Source organism: Rhizobium sp. No.120 (assembly GCF_054558365.1).
Genome location: NZ_BAAJNQ010000012.1, coordinates 93,907 through 110,670, shown reverse-complemented (window position 1 = coordinate 110,670; position 16,764 = coordinate 93,907). Strand labels below are relative to the sequence as shown.

17 protein-coding genes and 2 pseudogenes are annotated in these 16,764 nt (G+C 58.2%); 12 read left to right on the top strand and 7 right to left on the bottom strand.

Annotated elements, in window-relative coordinates:
- Positions 1-8 precede the first annotated feature (8 nt).
- Complete coding sequence (locus ACYJRZ_RS25560; RefSeq protein WP_459463644.1) at positions 9-1,253, bottom strand: cytochrome-c peroxidase; 1,245 nt, start codon at positions 1,251-1,253, stop codon at positions 9-11.
- A 171-nt stretch (positions 1,254-1,424) separates the two neighbouring features.
- Here ACYJRZ_RS25560 and ACYJRZ_RS25555 point away from each other — a divergent pair, with 171 nt between their 5' ends.
- The 3 genes and pseudogenes from ACYJRZ_RS25555 to ACYJRZ_RS25545 all read left to right on the top strand — a co-directional run.
- Complete coding sequence (locus ACYJRZ_RS25555; RefSeq protein WP_459463643.1) at positions 1,425-2,996, top strand: acid phosphatase; 1,572 nt, start codon at positions 1,425-1,427, stop codon at positions 2,994-2,996.
- 126 nt (positions 2,997-3,122) lie between these two features.
- Positions 3,123-3,449, top strand: a complete 327-nt coding sequence (locus ACYJRZ_RS25550) for a YrdB family protein (protein WP_459463642.1) — start codon at positions 3,123-3,125, stop codon at positions 3,447-3,449.
- 86 nt (positions 3,450-3,535) lie between these two features.
- Positions 3,536-3,691 (top strand): annotated as a pseudogene (locus ACYJRZ_RS25545) (helix-turn-helix domain-containing protein); the annotation flags it as partial.
- On the opposite strand, the gene ACYJRZ_RS25540 reads toward ACYJRZ_RS25545, so the two are convergent.
- The 3 genes from ACYJRZ_RS25540 to ACYJRZ_RS25530 all read right to left on the bottom strand — a co-directional run bounded on the left by ACYJRZ_RS25540 (position 3,654) and on the right by ACYJRZ_RS25530 (position 6,500).
- Positions 3,654-4,013, bottom strand: a complete 360-nt coding sequence (locus ACYJRZ_RS25540; protein ID WP_459463711.1) for an alpha/beta hydrolase fold domain-containing protein — start codon at positions 4,011-4,013, stop codon at positions 3,654-3,656. The pseudogene ACYJRZ_RS25545 and the gene ACYJRZ_RS25540 overlap by 38 nt on opposite strands.
- Positions 4,014-4,163: 150 nt before the next feature.
- The gene (locus tag ACYJRZ_RS25535) at positions 4,164-5,555 is read right to left on the bottom strand and encodes a M20/M25/M40 family metallo-hydrolase (protein ID WP_459463641.1); all 1,392 of its coding nucleotides are present in this window, start codon (positions 5,553-5,555) and stop codon (positions 4,164-4,166) included.
- 30 nt (positions 5,556-5,585) lie between these two features.
- On the bottom strand, positions 5,586-6,500 hold the full coding sequence (locus ACYJRZ_RS25530; RefSeq protein ID WP_459463640.1) for an EamA family transporter: 915 nt from the start codon (positions 6,498-6,500) through the stop codon (positions 5,586-5,588).
- 92 nt (positions 6,501-6,592) lie between these two features.
- Between ACYJRZ_RS25530 and ACYJRZ_RS25525 the strand changes: the two genes are divergently transcribed.
- A complete protein-coding gene (locus ACYJRZ_RS25525; protein WP_459463639.1) occupies positions 6,593-7,087 on the top strand; it encodes an Lrp/AsnC family transcriptional regulator in 495 nt (164 codons plus the stop codon).
- Between the two features lie 246 nt (positions 7,088-7,333).
- Here ACYJRZ_RS25525 and ACYJRZ_RS25520 read toward each other — a convergent pair.
- The 3 genes and pseudogenes from ACYJRZ_RS25520 to ACYJRZ_RS25510 all read right to left on the bottom strand — a co-directional run.
- Positions 7,334-7,546, bottom strand: a pseudogene (locus ACYJRZ_RS25520) (YMGG-like glycine zipper-containing protein); the annotation flags it as partial.
- A 536-nt stretch (positions 7,547-8,082) separates the two neighbouring features.
- On the bottom strand, positions 8,083-8,310 hold the full coding sequence (locus ACYJRZ_RS25515) for a hypothetical protein (RefSeq protein WP_459463710.1): 228 nt from the start codon (positions 8,308-8,310) through the stop codon (positions 8,083-8,085).
- A gap of 433 nt (positions 8,311-8,743) precedes the next feature.
- The gene (locus ACYJRZ_RS25510) at positions 8,744-9,259 is read right to left on the bottom strand and encodes an NUDIX hydrolase (RefSeq protein WP_459463709.1); all 516 of its coding nucleotides are present in this window, start codon (positions 9,257-9,259) and stop codon (positions 8,744-8,746) included.
- 215 nt (positions 9,260-9,474) lie between these two features.
- Between ACYJRZ_RS25510 and ACYJRZ_RS25505 the strand changes: the two genes are divergently transcribed.
- The 8 genes from ACYJRZ_RS25505 (at position 9,475) to ACYJRZ_RS25470 (ending at position 16,735) form a co-directional block, all read left to right on the top strand.
- On the top strand, positions 9,475-10,338 hold the full coding sequence (locus ACYJRZ_RS25505) for a DMT family transporter (RefSeq protein WP_459463638.1): 864 nt from the start codon (positions 9,475-9,477) through the stop codon (positions 10,336-10,338).
- A 213-nt stretch (positions 10,339-10,551) separates the two neighbouring features.
- Positions 10,552-11,352 carry a class I SAM-dependent methyltransferase gene (locus ACYJRZ_RS25500; RefSeq protein WP_459463637.1) on the top strand — a complete coding sequence of 267 codons (801 nt, stop codon included), beginning with the start codon at positions 10,552-10,554 and terminating at the stop codon, positions 11,350-11,352.
- Between the two features lie 92 nt (positions 11,353-11,444).
- Positions 11,445-12,470, top strand: coding sequence for a prephenate dehydratase domain-containing protein (locus ACYJRZ_RS25495; protein WP_459463636.1), 1,026 nt, complete (start codon positions 11,445-11,447; stop codon positions 12,468-12,470).
- The gene (locus ACYJRZ_RS25490; protein WP_459463635.1) at positions 12,467-12,730 is read left to right on the top strand and encodes an FAD-linked oxidase C-terminal domain-containing protein; all 264 of its coding nucleotides are present in this window, start codon (positions 12,467-12,469) and stop codon (positions 12,728-12,730) included. Before ACYJRZ_RS25495 ends, ACYJRZ_RS25490 begins: the two co-directional genes overlap by 4 nt.
- A 36-nt stretch (positions 12,731-12,766) precedes the next feature.
- Entirely contained in the window at positions 12,767-13,990 is a 1,224-nt protein-coding gene (locus tag ACYJRZ_RS25485; RefSeq protein WP_459463634.1) for an alpha-hydroxy acid oxidase, read from the top strand.
- Between the two features lie 38 nt (positions 13,991-14,028).
- A complete protein-coding gene (locus tag ACYJRZ_RS25480; RefSeq protein ID WP_459463633.1) occupies positions 14,029-15,009 on the top strand; it encodes an ABC transporter substrate-binding protein in 981 nt (326 codons plus the stop codon).
- Entirely contained in the window at positions 15,006-15,938 is a 933-nt protein-coding gene (locus ACYJRZ_RS25475) for an ABC transporter permease (RefSeq protein ID WP_459463632.1), read from the top strand. The genes ACYJRZ_RS25480 and ACYJRZ_RS25475 overlap by 4 nt, the downstream gene beginning before the upstream one ends.
- Positions 15,938-16,735 (top strand): ABC transporter ATP-binding protein, encoded by a 798-nt coding sequence (locus ACYJRZ_RS25470; protein WP_459463708.1) that lies wholly within the window; start codon positions 15,938-15,940, stop codon positions 16,733-16,735. The genes ACYJRZ_RS25475 and ACYJRZ_RS25470 overlap by 1 nt, the downstream gene beginning before the upstream one ends.
- The last annotated feature ends 29 nt before the right edge of the window (positions 16,736-16,764 follow it).

The following is a 16,764-nucleotide window of genomic DNA, read 5'->3' as shown; positions in this document are numbered from 1 at the left end:
GCGTCCCCTCACTTTGGCGGATCGTAGCCGTCGGTGAGCGTACGCAGGAACGCGACCACATCATCGATCTCGGCTGGAGAGAGCGCTGGGGCCTCTCCCTGCTTACGATCGAAGGGCGGATCCATATTGATGTTTGCCTTGGCTGCCAGCGGCAAATCGTCATACTTGTCCACGCTCCCATCGGGCGCCCGAGGATACCACCGCTCCGGATGCGTCTCTCGCTCGACATAAAAGCGTACGGCATCCTGTAAGGAATGAATGCTGCCATTATGGAAGAAGGTCTTACGCAGAGCAACATTGCGCAGCGTCGGCGTGCGGAAGAGCCCGCAATAGTCCTCGCGCCCGATGAAGTCGGTCCGCAAAGGACCGCATAGACCGAGATCGTAAAATGTCGGATCCTTGTTGGCGGGAATGTCTGGGTTGCGAGGCACACCAATGGCGATCAGACCATAGTCCGTGAATTGCGGCGGCGTGCCGTCGTTCCCACGCTGGCTTACATGGCAGGACGCACAATTGCCTTTATCCGACGCATTGAACAATTCGAGTCCCCTTGCCTCCTGAAGCGTGAGTACGGCCTTGCCGGCCAACACGGCATCATACTTGCTCGAATAGGGATAGAAGGTCCGATAGTCCTGCTGGAAAACTTCCAAAGCCTTTAGCACGGTGCGAAAGACATTAGCTGGATCTCGAGCGGCATTTGGTCCGACGATATCTGCGATCGCCTTACCGTGGCCCGCCTCAAGCACATGTCGTCCAATGTCGGCCTCTGATTTGTTGCCCATCTCGAACTCGGAAAACAGCGGGATTCTAGCTTGCTCGCCGCCGCGGTCGACCCGACCGTCCCAGGTCAGGCCACCGGTCGGACCGTTGTCGACGCTTTCATCGGCCTCATCCTCGGATTCGAAGAAATGCTCGGTGAAGGGTGGGACGACCTGTAGATATTTGAGCGAGGGGACCGCCCGCAAGCCTGGATGATTCAGGTCACCGCCACCGAGTTGGACCGATCGATCATTGACGGGCCCAAAGCCGTGCTCGGGATCATGGCAGGAGGAACAGGCCATCTTGCCGGAGGCCGACAGCGATGGATCGAAGAAGAGGGCTTTACCAAGTGCCGCCAGAGCTGATGTCTGTTGTCGCACCTCCGCGCGCGACATTGCTTCGCCCACGGCAGTCGACGTGATCATCAACAGCATTGCGACGAAAGCGCTAATCCCGAGCCATTGTCCTGTAGGCGGCTTCAAATGCATCGCCATGGCGCTGCCCCTTACTACAATGGCACATGTCATACGGCTATTTCATACGGTCATTATCGTTAGCGGGGTTTGGGAGCAGTTTCAATTAGCGCTTGCCTTGGATACCCGCCAGCATATGTTGCCTTATCGAAGTCGAGGCGCATCCACTAACCCCCGGGAGGACGATCCAAAATGAAGTCGATCACTGCTACCGCCATCTGCGCGTTAAGCCTTTCCGTGGCTGCGGTTGGCTCGGCCGTCGCCGGAAGTTCCGAAGCAAATGCCGGGTCGAGCGCGAAGATCGCCGTTGACCTCAAACTCATCGACACGGTCGTGGTGATCTATGCGGAAAACCGCAGTTTCGACAATCTCTATGGCAATTTCCCGGGCGCAAACGGAGTCTCGAAGGCGCCGACGGCCGCCCTCATCCAGCGCGACCGCGACGGCAAGCCATTGAAAGAATTGCCGCCGATCTGGGATGGTCTGACCGCCAAGGGCGTAACGCCGCCCGTAACGCAGGCTGAGACCGAGCATCTTCCCAATCGGCCATTCCATGTCGATGACCCCAAGGGCTTCAAGCTCGGGCTTGATACGATTACGCACGATCTCTGGCACCGCTACTATCAAAATCAAATGCAGATCGACGGTGGCCGCAACGACATGTTTGTCGCTTATGCGGATTCAGGTGCGCTGCCAATGGGTCTATGGGATGGCTCAAAAACGCCGATGTGGAAGGTGGCTCAGAAATACGTGCTGGTCGACAACTTCTTCATGGGCGCGTTCGGTGGCTCGTTCTTCAACCATCAATGGCTGATCTGCGCCTGTGCACCGTATTATCCGAACGCCGACACCAGTGCCGCCAAACCTTCCATCGCAGTCGTCGAGGCAGATGGCGTGACACTGAAGTCCGCACCCAACTCGCCGAAGTCTGCAATCGACGGCATTCCGAAATTTGTCAGCGATGGCAATCTCACGCCCGATTTCTATGCCGTCAACACAATGCAACCACCTTACCAGCCCAGTGGTAATGGTCCCGCGGCTGATGGCGACAAAGCCTTTGCTGATCCAAACAAGCCAACGACGTTGCCGCCGCAGACCGAGCCCACCATCGGCGACTTGCTTAGCCTTAAGCACGTGACCTGGGCTTGGTACGGAGGCGCATGGCAGGATGTTCTCGATAACGGAAATAAGCAGCCGACACCGAATTTCCAGTACCATCATCAACCGTTCAACTATTATGCGAGCTTCGCCCCCGGCACGGCCGCCAGGACCGAACACCTGAGAGATGGCGGCCTGGCGGGTGCCGAGTTCATCAAGGCGATCGACGCCGGCACGCTGCCTCAGGTCTCTTTCTACAAACCGCAGGGCAACCTCAATGAGCATTCCGGCTATGCCAACATTGAAGCCGGCGACGCCCATATTGCCGATGTAATCGCGCACCTGGAGAAGAGCCCGCAATGGCCCCATATGCTCGTCGTTGTCACCTATGACGAAAACGGCGGCCTTTGGGATCATGTCGCACCGCCCAAGGGTGATCGTTGGGGCCCCGGTTCCCGCATTCCCGCAATCATAGTCTCGCCCTATGCGCGCCATGGCTATGTCGATCACACACCGATGGACACGACCTCGATCCTGCGTTTCATTACGCGCCGCTTCGAGCTGCCGACGCTGCACGGCATTACCGTTCGAGACACAGCGGTCGCTGCTCATAGACAAAAGGCGCTCGGCGATCTGACCAGCGCACTCGTGCTTAAGGACAAGTGAGGCCGGATACCGGCATGAGCGCATCGCTGTGAAGGGGCCTGGGCGGTCGAACAATCGCTCCGCCTGGTCTTGGCGAACGGCCTGCATTTGCTTGAGAGAGCCACAGCTGCACGGCGGGGATGAAAGATGAAAGCGATAGCACTCGGCATCAGATTTGCACTCGAACTTTGCATACTCGCTTCGCTCGTCGCCTTGGCTGCACATCTTGCCGTGCCCATCCCGGCCCAAGTGCTTTTGGGAGTTGCGTTTTGTGCAGCAACTGCCGCCGTTTGGGGTACATTCCTTTCCCCGAAACGGAGATACGAAATTGGCGCAGCTGGAAGGGTCGTTCTCGAAGCCGGCATTTTCGTTGGAGCGGCCCTAATTTTGAATTACCTCGACTGGTCAGCGCTGGCGATCGCGCTGATCGTCGTCGCCGCAGCCGATCGGATTGCCCTTACGCTCATTCCATGAGCGGCGCTGAACAGGGACTGTCCGACCTGAGAGATAGGTGACGTTTCGTACCGGAGACATTGGTAACACTTTTCGCCTTTTGGCGGGAGGTGTTGACGGACCGGTCTCGACGGCCGGTGCGTTACGCCAACCAGTTGCCCGAGCCGGTGGAGGCAATGATCGTGCAACTCAGACAAGAGAAGCCGCATTGGGGTGCCAGGAAGATCAGAGAGCTGCTGGTGAGGCGTCTGGCCGGCGGTGTGTGCGGTGCATACGGTGCTCCCCTCGATGGCCAGTTTTGCCGCAGGTAGCAGTCGGACTTTGTTCACGAACATGTGGGGTGACTCCCGGAACGACAAGGCACCGATCTGTCGTACGTATCTGGCTCAGGCGCTCGGCGAACATGATCGTGTCGTCTCTAAGAGGATCGCATTCCGCCACGCAAAGCCATGTCGGGGGCAAAGTGCCAACATCTCCAAGTGCCGGGGAGATGCTGGGCTGGCTTCTTTCCACATTCGCCGGGACATACTGGTTGAAAAGCGTGATCATCCGTTCTCGCGACAGACCAAATCTGCCATCTCCCAGGCCTCGGTAACTCTCCGCACCGGCGTGCTCTGTATGGAGTTCGCCGAAGCCGCATAGTCTCTAATCCGGTTTCCCGTTGAATTGGGACAGGGCGAGAAAATCATCATACGGGCAGCCCACCGTGATCGCCCCTGCGCAACCCGAACTCTTCTATTGGGCGAAAGCGTCCAGCAAGCGAACCCAGCTGCGAATGCCTTTGTGAAAGCTCGTCAGGTCGTACTTCTCGTTGGGCGAGTGAATACGGTCGTCATTTCGGGCGAAACCGATAAAGAGGCTGTCCATGCACAGAATGCGTTTGAACTCACTTCCAACGGGAATAGAGCCGCCATCTCCGATGATGGCGGCAGCCTTGCCCCACTCGCGTGTGAGCGCAGCGAGAGCCTTGTTGAGGTACGGGCCTTCAGAAGGAACGGACAGCGCCGGGCTGCCGCCATAATCAGTGAAGGTCACCGAGCAATCAGCAGGGATGCGCGCACGCACATGAGCTCTGAAGGATTCTCTGATCTTTCGAGGGTCCATGTTGGAAACCAGGCGGAAAGAAATCTTTGCACTGGCCCTGGCGGGTATCACTGTTTTGAACCCTTCGCCGATGTATCCACCGGAGATGCCATTGATCTCGCAGGTGGGACGGCTCCAAAGCTTCTCTAGTACCGACCGGTCTCGTTCGCCGAATGGCAGGGAGAGGCCAACATCTGAAAGAAACGCATTTTCATCGAAGCCGAGGCCGTGCCATTGCTCTTGGATCGTAGTCGGTAGTTCGGCAACGTCATCGTAGAAGCCTTCGATCGCGACGCGACCATTTGCATCGTGCAGCGATGCAATGATCGCCGCCAAAAGTTGGTTGGGATTGCGCACGGCACCGCCATACGTACCCGAATGCAAATCCCTGTTGGCGCAGAAGATGGTCATCTCCTCGCCCACGAACCCGCGCAGCATTGTGGTGACACAAGGTGTCTGGCGGTCCCACATGTCGGTATCGCACACGAGTGCGATGTCTGCCCTCAGCTCTTGCGCATTCGCTTCGATGAAAGCGGGCAAGCTCTTGCCGCCGCTCTCTTCCTCGCCTTCGAGGAGAATGGAAACCTTGATCGGCAGCTTGCCAATGATATGACGCCAGGCACGGCATGCTTCGATGAAAGTCATGAGCTGCCCTTTATCATCGGAAGCGCCTCGGCCAGTGATGACCTTGGTGCCATCGGCGACTGTCTTGACTTGCGGCACAAACGGGTCGGTGCTCCAAAGCTCCAGGGGAGCAACGGGTTGGACGTCGTAATGGCCGTAAAACAACACGTGTGGATCCGGCCCATCGCGATCGTGGGCAAGGACGATTGGGTGGCCGGGCGTCGGATATGTGGCAACTTCGAAGCCACACGCGATGAGATCGTCGGCAAGCCACCGTGCGGCTGCCTTGCAGTCCTCAGCAAAGGCAGGATCAGTCGAGATTGATTTAATGCGCAGCAATTCCTGTAAACGTTTCACGCTTTGGTCAAGTCCGGCATCAACATGGGCGAGAACAGTATCGACGGTGGCAGTATTGGGCATAGTCCAGCTATCTCTTTTCCTAATTCTCGCCTAATTCGGCTTATGTATCGCGACACCAAGCATGACGAGAGCAACACCCGCGAGATCGATAAGTTCGGGTATTTGACGCAAGACGACCATGCCGATGATTGTCGCTATTGCCGGCAGGAGCGCCAAGAGCAGCGCAAAGCTGGAGCGAGGCAGGCGCGACATTGCAAATTGATCACAGACGTAAGGGATCACCGAGGAGCATATCCCGACCCCGATCCCCGCAAGAACCAAAAGCGGCGCACCGAAGGCATTGAGCGCATCCAGAAATCCGATTGGGGTCACGAACATAAAGGCTGCCGCCATCGCCGCGCCAAGACGCTCTACGCCCTTTGATGCTCCCCCCTGTGAAATCCTGTGTCCAAGCACGATATAGAGAACGAAGAGAGCGCCGTTCACAAATGCCCAGACGAGGCCAAGCGGATCGGAAGACCATTCTCTGCCTGCGCCCATGCCAATGAGCCGCGGCACGTCAATCAACAGAGCGACGCCGAAGACGGTCAGTGCGAAGGCGAGCCAGTTTCTGCCGGTTCGCAGCCCCCAAAGCGCAATTCCAATCGTCCCGACGAATTCTATTGCCGCAACAAGCGCAATCGGCAGGCGGTCAAGTGCCAGATAGAATGCGGAGTTCATGACCGCCAGACACGCACCCAATGATAGAAGGAGCAGCCTCTCCCTTGCTGAGGCAAGCGCAAAGGTCCGCCAAGGCTTGGTGAACGGCGTAAAAATCAGTGCGGCCGACGCAATCCGGAACCAGGCAACGCCGAGGACGCCGACAGCGGGAAACAGCAACACAGCAAATGATGGGCCAAGATAGTGAAAGACGGCCGAGACGCCAAACCACGCGTGCGGCGGAACCCGCTCGGCGATGTGGGTTGACCCTTGTGATGTGTCGGCGGGCGAGACTTGATTGTTCATGTCAGCATGATACTAAAGCAATTCAGCCTTCGGAATAACGACCGAACGTCGAGATGAGTGATAATGCCTCATGATCAAAGGTGAAAAAGACAATGCGCTTTCAAAATAGAAAGGAAGCGTTGGAGGCCGGATTTGATGAGATAGACGCGCGCCTGCTGACCGCTCTGTATAAAAATGCTCGCCTGTCGAACGCGGAACTGGCACGCCAGGTCGGGCTTTCGGCGCCCAGCGTTTCAGAGCGGGTCAGGCGGTTAGAAGATCGGGGAGTGATCACCGGCTATGGCGCTCGTGTGGATCATAGCAAGCTGGGGCTCGCGCTTACCATCATGATCCGAGCGCGGCCCCTGCCAGGCGAGATGAAGAACATGATTGAAGCAATCCGCGACACGCCTGAAATCGTGAGGTGTGACCGCATATCGGGGGACGACTGTTTTGTTGCCATCGCACATGTTCGGGATGTGCAGCAGATGGAAGCTGTGATCGACCGAATAGTTCCATACGGATCAACCAACTCGGCAATCGTCCAGTCCGCGCCCTTCGAAGCCAGATTGGGGGCGTTCGCGGAAGCGGGCAAAATCGCGCGCTAAACTGTATTTTCAAACCTGCCGAACGATGGAAACGGTCGTGCACACAACGATGCGCGGAGCCGGCAGCCCAGACACGCCATCAATGCTGGCCGGGGGATAGATCGAGCCTTTTATTCAAACCCGCATCTAATCTCCTGCAAACCCGGAAGCAAACCTCGCGGAAATTTCGATCGCGTGCTGCATCCTGCGTCTGGTAAAGAACGATCTTTCTGAAAATGCCTCTAGATCCCGTTCCGCGAGCCAGGCTCAGCATCGATCGACGTAGCGATTCCCATAGCGATCGCGGTAATAGCAGCGGCCAGGTTGCCCCGCGACATTCCCGATCAAGGCGCCGGATACGCCTCCCACGGCAGCACCAACAGCGGCGCCGCGAACATTGCCCGTTGCAACGCCTCCGACAACTGCACCCGTAGCGGCGCCAATGCCGGCTCCCCGTTCCGTCGGCGTGCAAGCTGTCTAGCACAATCCTGCACAGGCGATCATGATAAACTTGTTCATGCGAGTCTCCTTTCCAACGGCAGGTCCGGTCGATGATGACGACGGCTGCGTTTTCTTGATCCAGGGCCGCCGTTGCGTCGATAGAATGGCTGTTGCGGCGGCTCTTGTTCCGGTTATGAGCGTACGCCTTGTCGGCCCATGGGCCGCGGGTTGTACAGCCGACACCCTTTTGCAGTGGCGATTCAGTAAGAAGCTGGCGATCCCAAAAGCTGCCAATGGAGTTGCTAACTCGGAATTCGTGGCGGAGTTCCCACCGTCAGCGAAATCTTATTGCTTCTCTTCACTGATCGCTGCTTACAGAGCCGAACCACTCCAACAGCAGGGCTTAGTGCAGCCTGCGAATTGAAAGCCTGCCATTGGTTGTGGCAAGGGCTGGTCCGTTTACGTCAGCGACCGTTGCCTATTCGGCCAATGAAGCGCCGCTCCCAACCACACGGACATGATCGGCGATTTCATTTTGCCTCTCCAGAGGCTGACAGACAATCCAGTGAAACCGCTTAATCGAATGGGTTGTCAATATATACCCGATCGACAAGCTTCAAGCTGCGGTCCGGTTGCAGGATATAGGTCTCGCGTACCCGTTCGCCCCACTGATCCGTGAAGGTGTGGGGAACGATGCTGCCGACAGGTGACTTTTGTAAGCGTTGGTTCGGCTGTCCGCCGTAAGTGATGCTTCCGGGAATGGGCTTCAGCCCCTCTTGGCTTGTCTGGCAGGCCGCAAGCATGCCCGCCAAAATTCCCGCTACGACTATTCTTTTCACCGCCTGCTCCAATCCTGCTTCGATACATCAACCCAAATGTCGGTATGAAGGTTCCGCCAAGTGGATCATAGATCAGCGACGAACATCAAGCTTGAATGTTCGCCCTGTCACCGGAGGCTCCTCCGATGACAGGGCAGGACCGCCGACAGGTGATATTATTGTCGGCGACCGGGGGCGGTCGTCCACTATCCGAATAGACCTGCGTTGAACACGGACTTTAGTCTGATTATCAGAGGCACTTTTATCCAAGATGGGCCGGAATTCGATCGGTATCCGACCGTCGCAACGGTCGGATACCGATCAACGGTCCAGCCTCTGACCACCTTCGCCCGTTTCAGGAGACAAAACCCCACAGCCATTATTCTTCCAGCCGCGCAGATAGGATCGCATGGGTGATTTACTTGCCCTGCGGCTTAAAGTTGACCAGCAGTGATTTAAGCTCGATTTCGCGCACGCGGCGCGCCGCTTCGTCGGGACTGACCCAATCAATCCGGCGCTGTCCTTTCTCCTTGAACTGCGCCCCCGTTTCCTTCACCTCAATTTGGAACATGTCGACGACGCATGGCGCGACTTTTCCGTCAGGAAGCTCTTTGAGATAGGTGTACCGGCCCACCGGCACCTTCCTCACCTTGCCGCGAACACCCGCCTCCTCCCACGCCTCGGTCGCTGCCGCCTTATGAGGCTCCTTACCTTTCATTGGCCAGCCTTTTGGTACAATCCAACGGCCACTCTCGCGTGACGTAATCACCAATATCTCGATTTCGCCTTCATTACCCGTGTAGCGGAAACAAAGTGCGCCATACTGGTTGCGGAACGCGTTTGAAAACAGCTTCTCTGGCGTTCGCGCGAGCTGTTGCAGCAAGTGCTTGGCTTTGGGTAACGCAGGCTTTCCGCCTTGCTTTTTCGACTTCATGCCGTTCAGCTTGTCAGATTTCCACACCTGCCTCAATTGCATGGCGACATTTTTGAACGCGGATGAGCCGGCAGGCGACGCAATTGCCTCCTGGCTGATATTTTGATAATAATTGCATTCTGCAACTAAATGGTCGCCATTGCGCTCTGTGCCTTGCGCAGCTCTGCTGAATTCACCGACTGTTTGGATGATCGTCTAGCGACAAAGGATGTGAGATGACCGCAGCCCTGTTTCTTGCCACCGTGTTTTTTTGGGGCTCGGGCGCCATTGTGACATCCCTTCAGGCAAGCGCTTCCGCACCCGAGCTATCGGTCGCCATTCGCATGCTTCTTGTTGGATCAGGTATGCTCGCATTTTCGATCGCAACCGGCAAACCCATCACAATTGCGCGCGGCGACCGTTCGTGGGTAGTGATGCAGGGCATATTGTTTTTCGGGCTTGCTTTCATTGCCTTCTACAAGGCGACGCAGGGTATACCGAGCGGGATCGCGGCTCTGGTGCTGTCGAGTTCCTCGCTTTTCGCAGCAATTGCCAGCCGGTTTATGCTGGATCTACGGATAAGCCGCCGTGCCGCAATCGGCATAATTTTTGGCCTTATGGGACTTGGCATCGTGGCCGCCCCACAAATCTTTGCCTTGCGTCTCAACCCGCAAACCATGACGGGTTTCATCTGGGCCGCCATCGCCGCGATAGCGACCGGTGCCGGGACGGCGATCGCTGCGCGCAACCAACGACGCGGCGTGCCTATCCCGGTCCTCATGGGTTGGGGTGCATTGTGCGGATGCGGCTTTGGGTTCGCCTGGGCCGTGGTTGTCGGAACCTCCCTGACAATACCTGTAACGATCGGTTATCTGACACAGCTTGCCTATCTTGCGATTGTCGCCTCCTGCGTCACCTTTCTCATGTATTTCACGCTCATTGAGAAGGTCGGCCCTGCACGTGCCGCTTACGCGCTAACTGTCGTTCCCATCGTTGCTATGACAATTTCCGTCATATTCGAAGGCATGCAGGTCGATTCCCGTCTTGCCCTCGGTGGCGCAACGATCATTCTTGGCAATATCCTGATCCTTAATGCCTGAAATCACACAGGAATTGGCTTAGATGAAACTGCCTCAGATCAGACCGATCGCACAAATTTTGCTCATGTCTAAATTACTTGCAAATAGCAATTGATTTCCTAGCAAATCTATGTTGTAGTTCTAATGATAAGAGGAAAATCGCATCGCGATTGCCCGTAAAACTAGAATCTAGGGAGATTTCCGAACCGCAACAAATCTGGAAGGCATATGTTCATGTATATGTCCTCGACACCGATTGAATCTGAGGTCGTCTTTTCAGGCCGCCGCTCGGCGACCTACCGCGATGCACTCCATCTCTTTCCCGATGCCTGGGTTGACGATATTGCCGCCATGCGCCGCTTCCTGCAGCCGGTTGACGGCCGACGCGTCCTGGAGATCGGCGCCGGCAACGGTCATTTCAGCCGGGCGATCGCCGAAGATGTAGGCCCTGGCGGTCTATTGGTTGCGACCGATCCGTCCACCGAACAGCTTGAGGATCTTGAGGTAGAAAGTGGCGGTCGGATCAGAGTTTTCGGTCAGGCAGCGCACATGCTCGACCTGCCGATCCGAGACTTTGACATGGCCTGGTCGCGCGGCGCCGTGCACCATATTTCCGACAAGACTGCGGCCTGGAAGGCTATTGCGGGCCATGTGCGCCCCGGCGGCAAGCTGGTGATCGCCGATATCTTCGCCGGAACGCGCCTAGCTGCCTACTTCGACGATTTCATCGCACTAAGCTGCTGCACCGGTCACGAGGTCTCCTTCCTATCGCGGGAGTTTGCAACGAGCCTGTGCGCCCTGACCGGATGGGACAGGCCTCAATTTACCGATGTCACCACCCGTTGGCGCTTCGACACCAAGGCAGATCTCGGACATTTCCTGCGATTGCTGTTCTCGGCAACCGAGATCTTTACCGACGACGACTGCCTTGTTGCAGCAGAACGTCATCTTGACATCGTTTCCGACGGCAACGGCATCGCCCTGCTTTGGCCAATGACAGTGATGGAAACGACAAGGCTGCCGACCGCAAATTAATCATGGATGAGCGATCACAGGCGCTAGACGCGGGACCGGACAAATCCGCCCGCAACGTGACCTGATGTGCACAATTCCTTCGGAGATCGTCTATGACATCGACCGCCGCAAACCGCGGAGCCACGGCCCCTCCCGCCGGAGCCCCTTTAGATACCAGTTCATTGGTTCCGGGCGCCAGGAAACTCAGCTCGGAGACCACAGTCCATAAGGTCGGCTATAATGGTAGGCCCGGCGCATTTGCGGATGTTGCCTGCAGGATGGCATTCCCATCCGCCGTCCGCATCGCCTTGTCGAGCCTGGAAACCACGATCGCCAGCACCGTCCGCGGTGAAGTCGACCGGATCCTCCTGCCATGTGAAAACAGCCTGGTTGGGCGCGTGCCGGATGTGCACAGAATCGTGCCCGACAGTGGTTTGCATATCGTCGGTGAGCATTTTCAACGCGTCGAACATTGCCTCATGGCACCGCCCGGCGCATCGCTTGCAAGCATCTGGCGCGTGCGTTCGCACCCCGTCGCATTGAGCCAGGTCAGCCGGCTTATTGCCGCGCTCGACCTGGAGGCCATCGCTGCGCCGACGACATCGCACGCCGCCGAACTGGTGGCCTCTTGCGGCGATCCGAGCGAAGCCGCGATTGCTTCGGATCTGGCAGCGGACATCTACGGGCTGGATATCCTCAAACGCAATGTCGAAGACGATCCGCATAACACGACGCGGTTCTATGTGCTGTCTGCCGAACCTCAGATGGTCGAGCAAAAAACACAGCTTCTGACGACGATCGTTTTCCGCACCCAGAACCGGCCAGGCTGCCTCTACCATGCCATTGCCGGATTTGCCGAAAACGGCATCAACATGACCAAGATCGAAAGCTACCTTGTCGGAGGACAGTTCGTACCATCTCGCTTCCTCTGCGAGTTCGAGGGCGATCCAGCCACACCGGAGGTGGCCGATGCGCTCGATATTCTCGCCCGCCACGCTCGCGAGCTGGTCGTGCTCGGTACGTTCCCGATGACGAGCCGCCATCTGCGCAACCGCAGTGAAGAAAATCACTCGTCATGGGAGATCAAGCCTCCAGCCGCCTTTCGACGGTCCGAAGGCCAACAGGGGGCTGTGCGATGACGACCGCGGCAAACCGTGCCGGACACCATGGCGATCTCCACGATGCGGCAATCGCGAAACTGAAGCTACAGTTTGCAATCGCGCTACAAGGGACATCGACACCTGAGCAAGGGATAGGCCGCGGAAAGATGGCCACGCTCGTCGCAGCACATGGTCCGGCCATTCGCGTGATGGCCGCGATCAAGCATGCTGTCGACCCTCACAACATCATGAAGCCGGGCAAGATTTTCAATCTCGCCGAGATGCCGCCGTTCAATTGAGCAAGATCCATAAACCAGGGAGGGAATAGAATATTTATGTCCAATCAGCATGGCCCGGCATCGATCGCCGATTTCAGAATCGCCGCGCAACGCGCATTGCCTAAAATGGTCTTTGATTTTTTCGACGGCGGCGCCGGCTCGGAACTCACACTGCGCGAAAACAGGGCGGCTCTGGATCGGATCCGTCTCGTCGGTTCTGCACCGGTCGATGTCGGTCACCGCTCGGCCGCCATCTCGCTCTTCGGCAAGCCGCTCGCAATGCCGATCATTATCGGACCGACCGGGCTGGCGGGCGCGGCATGGCCCGCGGGCGACCAGGCATTGGCCCGGGCTGCGGCACGAGCTGGAATTCCCTTCGTCATGAGTTCTGCGGGCAGCGCGACCATGGAAGCCGTGGCGGCGGCCGGCGAAGGCAGAAAGTGGTTTCAGCTCTACCTGTTCCGGGACCGCGAGGTGAGCCTCAGACTATTGCAGCACGCCCAGGCCTTGGGCTTTGAAGCAATCGAGATCACCGTCGACAACGCCATGCCCGGCAGGCGGTTGCGCGATGCCCGCAATGGCTTTTCACTGCCATTCCGCTGGACGCCAAGAAAGCTCCTGAGCCTCGCCACCCATCCCGGATGGGCATGGCGGATGGCGCGTGCCGGTGCGCCTCGGCTAGAGGTCATGGCGGCCGAGTTCGATCTCCGGTCTGCCGCTACCATCGCCGAAGTGATGGAACAGCAGCTCGATCCTACCGTCTCGTGGGACGATATCGCCTTCATACGCGACCGCTGGAAAGGCCCCTTGATCCTTAAGGGGCTACTCGATCCAGCGCAGGGGGGCAGGGCAGCCGAACTTGGGCTGGACGGTATCGTCGTCAGCAATCATGGCGGCCGGCAGCTCGATGGAGCCATCGCAAGTATCGATATACTGCCGGAATTCGTGGCCGCCGTGGCCGGTCGGCTGGCCATTCTCGTCGATAGCGGATTTCGCAGCGGTACCGACGTCATGAAGGCGCTTGCTCTCGGCGCGACGGCTGTGCAACTCGGCCGCGCAACGCTCTATGCGCTGGCGAGCGGCGGCGAGGAGGCGGTCTTCCGGGCTTTGAGCATCATCGCTGCAGAACTCGATGTCGCCCAGGCGATGACGGGTTCCCCGACCATCGCCGATATCAGCCCCGCAAAGCTCCGGCTGCCGCCGCCCCTGATCCCGGCAGAGAGGGTGACGAAATCCGGTGAGCCCACCTTACCTCGTCCACAAACCTTCGCAGCCGCTTGAACGAATTTTCCGAAAACCCTTCCGAGGAGATCATTCCCATGCGCCGTAGAACTGCTTTGTTTCACGCCCTCGCCCTTTCAGCATTGCTGATGCCATTACCCACAGCGACCGCATTTGCGGCCGACAAGACGGTTGCACTGACCTATATCGTCGAACACCCGGCCATCGATGCAGCCCGCAAAGGGATCATCGATGCGCTGGCGGATGCCGGCTTCGTTGACGGCAAAACCATCACGCTCGATGTCGCCAGCGCTCAAGGGAGCATGCCGACGCAGACGCAAATCGCCAAGACATTCGCCGGCAAATCGCCCGACCTGATCGTCGCCATCTCCACCCCATCCGCCCAGGCCTGCCAGGCCGCGGCCAAAGGAGCGATCCCGATCGTGTTTTCTGCGGTAACAGATCCCGTTGCGGCAAAATTGGTCAAAAGCTTCACGCAGCCCGACGGCACGCTGACCGGAACCAGCGACAAGCAGCCTTTGAACCTCACCTTTGAACTGATCCACAATCTGACGCCAACGGCAACGAAGGTCGGCGTCCTCTACAATGCCGGCGAAGCCAACTCCGTCGCGCAGGTGGCGGACATGAAGGCGGCAGCGGCAAAATTCGGCATCAGTATCGTCGAGGCGACGGCCGCGCAGTCGGCCGCAGTCCCGGATGCTGCCCGCAGCCTGGTCGGCAAGGCCGACGTCATCCTCCTGCCGACCGACAGTACAGTGGTTTCAGCCGTGGAAAGCGTGGTCAAAGTCGGCGTCGATGCAAAGATCCCGGTCTATGCCAGCGACACCAACTCCGTCGAGCGCGGCGCAATGGCCGCACTTGGCTTCAATTACTATAAGCTCGGGCGGCTGACGGGCGAGATCGCCGCCAAGGTTCTGAACGGCGCGAAGCCCGCCGACATCCCGGTCGGAACTCTTGATAGCGAGGATCTCTACCTCAATCTCGTTTCGGCCAAGAAGATGGGCGTCACTCTGTCCGAGGCCACGACACAGAGCGCAGCAAAGGTGATCGCACAATGAGCCTGATTGCCCTTTCCGGCGCCTGCGAGGCAGGCTTGCTGTTTGCCCTCGTTGCCCTTGGCGTCTACCTGTCGTTTCGGGTGCTCGATTTTCCGGATCTGACCGTCGACGGCAGCTTTCCGCTCGGTGCCGCGGTCGCAGCATCCGCGATTATGGCCGGCGTGCCGCCTATCGTCGCAACACTCCTCGGATTTGCGGCGGGTGCGGTCGCCGGTTTCGTAACGGCATTTCTGTCGGTTCGATTGAAGATCATGAACCTGCTGGCCGGCATCCTCACCATGGTTGCGCTGTTTTCGATCAACCTGCGCGTCATGGGCAAACCGAATATATCGCTCTACGGCACTGACACCATATTCTCCTGGATTGGCGGGATCGCCGCACTCGGTGTCTGGGGCAATACAATATTGCTTCTCTGTATCGTGCTGGCCGCAAAGGTTCTGGTTGACTGGTTCCTCGCGACACACATGGGGCTTGCCCTGCGTGCGGCCGGCGCCAATTCGAAGATGGCCGAGGCGCAGGCTGTCGACAATGGCCGCATGGTCATGCTGGGCATGGCTCTCGCCAACGGACTCGTTGGCCTTGCCGGAGCGCTGTATGCCGAAAGCCAGGGCGTTGCCGATGTCTCCATGGGTATCGGCACCATCGTTACCGGTCTTGCCGCCGTCATTATCGGCGAGACAATCGTCGGCACGGGATCGGTTGCGCGCGCCACTCTCGGCTGCATCCTGGGCGCATTGATCTACAGGCTGGTCATCGCCCTGGCGCTCGATGGGGGCGTGATCGGGATCCAGGCGCAGGATCTCAATCTGGTAACCGCACTCGTGGTCGCCGTCGCCGTGATGATTTCAAAAACGCGGCTGAAGAAGCTGCCCTCCGTCAGGCGTTCCCGGTTGTCGGAGCCGTCGAAAGCAGAAGGAGCAGCCTCATGATGCTGAAACTCGATACGATCTCGGTCACGTTCAATCCTGGCACTGCTCTCGAGGTCGCGGCATTGCGTGGTGCATCGCTGGCCATTCCGCATGGCCAGTTCGTGACTGTCATCGGCAGCAATGGCGCCGGAAAATCCACGCTGCTTTCGGCCATTGCCGGCGCCATTTCACCCGACAAAGGCCGGATCGTGATTGATGGCGTGGATGTCACGCGACTGTCTGCCCAGGCACGGGCGCGATTCATCGGCCGCGTATTTCAGGACCCACGGATCGGAACCTGTGAGGCCCTGACCGTCGAGGAAAATCTTGCCCTCGCATCAGCGCGCGCCGGGCGGCGCGGATTGTCGCTTGCACTAGGCGAGCGACGTGGCCGCTCGCGATTTGAGGAACAGCTTGCCGGCCTTGGGCTCGGACTTGAAACGAAGCTTAGAGCACGAATTGGCACACTTTCCGGTGGGCAGCGGCAGGCGGTAAGTCTGCTGATGGCAACATTGCTGCCCATGAAGATACTTCTTCTCGACGAGCACACCGCCGCGCTCGATCCCAAGGCGGCATCTCGTATCCTGGCACTTTCGGCAGAGATCAGCAAGCGCCAGCATCTCACCACGCTGATGGTCACACACAGCATGCGCCATGCTCTCGATTATGGCCAACGCACCATCATGATGAGTGGCGGGCGCATCGTGCTCGATGTTGCAGGCAACGAACGGGCAGGTTACGACGTCCCCGACCTCATCGCCCTGTTCGGAGCAGTAAGTGGCGGTGAGATTGCCGAGGACAGGCTGCTGCTCGCTTGATTGCCGGCCGGAGTGGCCGCTTGTTTTCA

Bases quoted from the DNA above. Each gene is read 5' to 3' on its own strand.
- ACYJRZ_RS25560 (WP_459463644.1), bottom strand. From the start codon at position 1,253: ATGGCGATGCATTTGAAGCCGCCTACAGGACAATGGCTCGGGATTAGC.
- ACYJRZ_RS25555 (WP_459463643.1), top strand. From the start codon at position 1,425: ATGAAGTCGATCACTGCTACCGCCATCTGCGCGTTAAGCCTTTCCGTG.
- ACYJRZ_RS25550 (WP_459463642.1), top strand. From the start codon at position 3,123: ATGAAAGCGATAGCACTCGGCATCAGATTTGCACTCGAACTTTGCATA.
- ACYJRZ_RS25535 (WP_459463641.1), bottom strand. From the start codon at position 5,555: ATGCCCAATACTGCCACCGTCGATACTGTTCTCGCCCATGTTGATGCC.
- ACYJRZ_RS25530 (WP_459463640.1), bottom strand. From the start codon at position 6,500: ATGAACAATCAAGTCTCGCCCGCCGACACATCACAAGGGTCAACCCAC.
- ACYJRZ_RS25525 (WP_459463639.1), top strand. From the start codon at position 6,593: ATGCGCTTTCAAAATAGAAAGGAAGCGTTGGAGGCCGGATTTGATGAG.
- ACYJRZ_RS25515 (WP_459463710.1), bottom strand. From the start codon at position 8,310: ATGCTTGCGGCCTGCCAGACAAGCCAAGAGGGGCTGAAGCCCATTCCC.
- ACYJRZ_RS25510 (WP_459463709.1), bottom strand. From the start codon at position 9,259: ATGAAGTCGAAAAAGCAAGGCGGAAAGCCTGCGTTACCCAAAGCCAAG.
- ACYJRZ_RS25505 (WP_459463638.1), top strand. From the start codon at position 9,475: ATGACCGCAGCCCTGTTTCTTGCCACCGTGTTTTTTTGGGGCTCGGGC.
- ACYJRZ_RS25500 (WP_459463637.1), top strand. From the start codon at position 10,552: ATGTATATGTCCTCGACACCGATTGAATCTGAGGTCGTCTTTTCAGGC.
- ACYJRZ_RS25495 (WP_459463636.1), top strand. From the start codon at position 11,445: ATGACATCGACCGCCGCAAACCGCGGAGCCACGGCCCCTCCCGCCGGA.
- ACYJRZ_RS25490 (WP_459463635.1), top strand. From the start codon at position 12,467: ATGACGACCGCGGCAAACCGTGCCGGACACCATGGCGATCTCCACGAT.
- ACYJRZ_RS25485 (WP_459463634.1), top strand. From the start codon at position 12,767: ATGTCCAATCAGCATGGCCCGGCATCGATCGCCGATTTCAGAATCGCC.
- ACYJRZ_RS25480 (WP_459463633.1), top strand. From the start codon at position 14,029: ATGCGCCGTAGAACTGCTTTGTTTCACGCCCTCGCCCTTTCAGCATTG.
- ACYJRZ_RS25475 (WP_459463632.1), top strand. From the start codon at position 15,006: ATGAGCCTGATTGCCCTTTCCGGCGCCTGCGAGGCAGGCTTGCTGTTT.
- ACYJRZ_RS25470 (WP_459463708.1), top strand. From the start codon at position 15,938: ATGCTGAAACTCGATACGATCTCGGTCACGTTCAATCCTGGCACTGCT.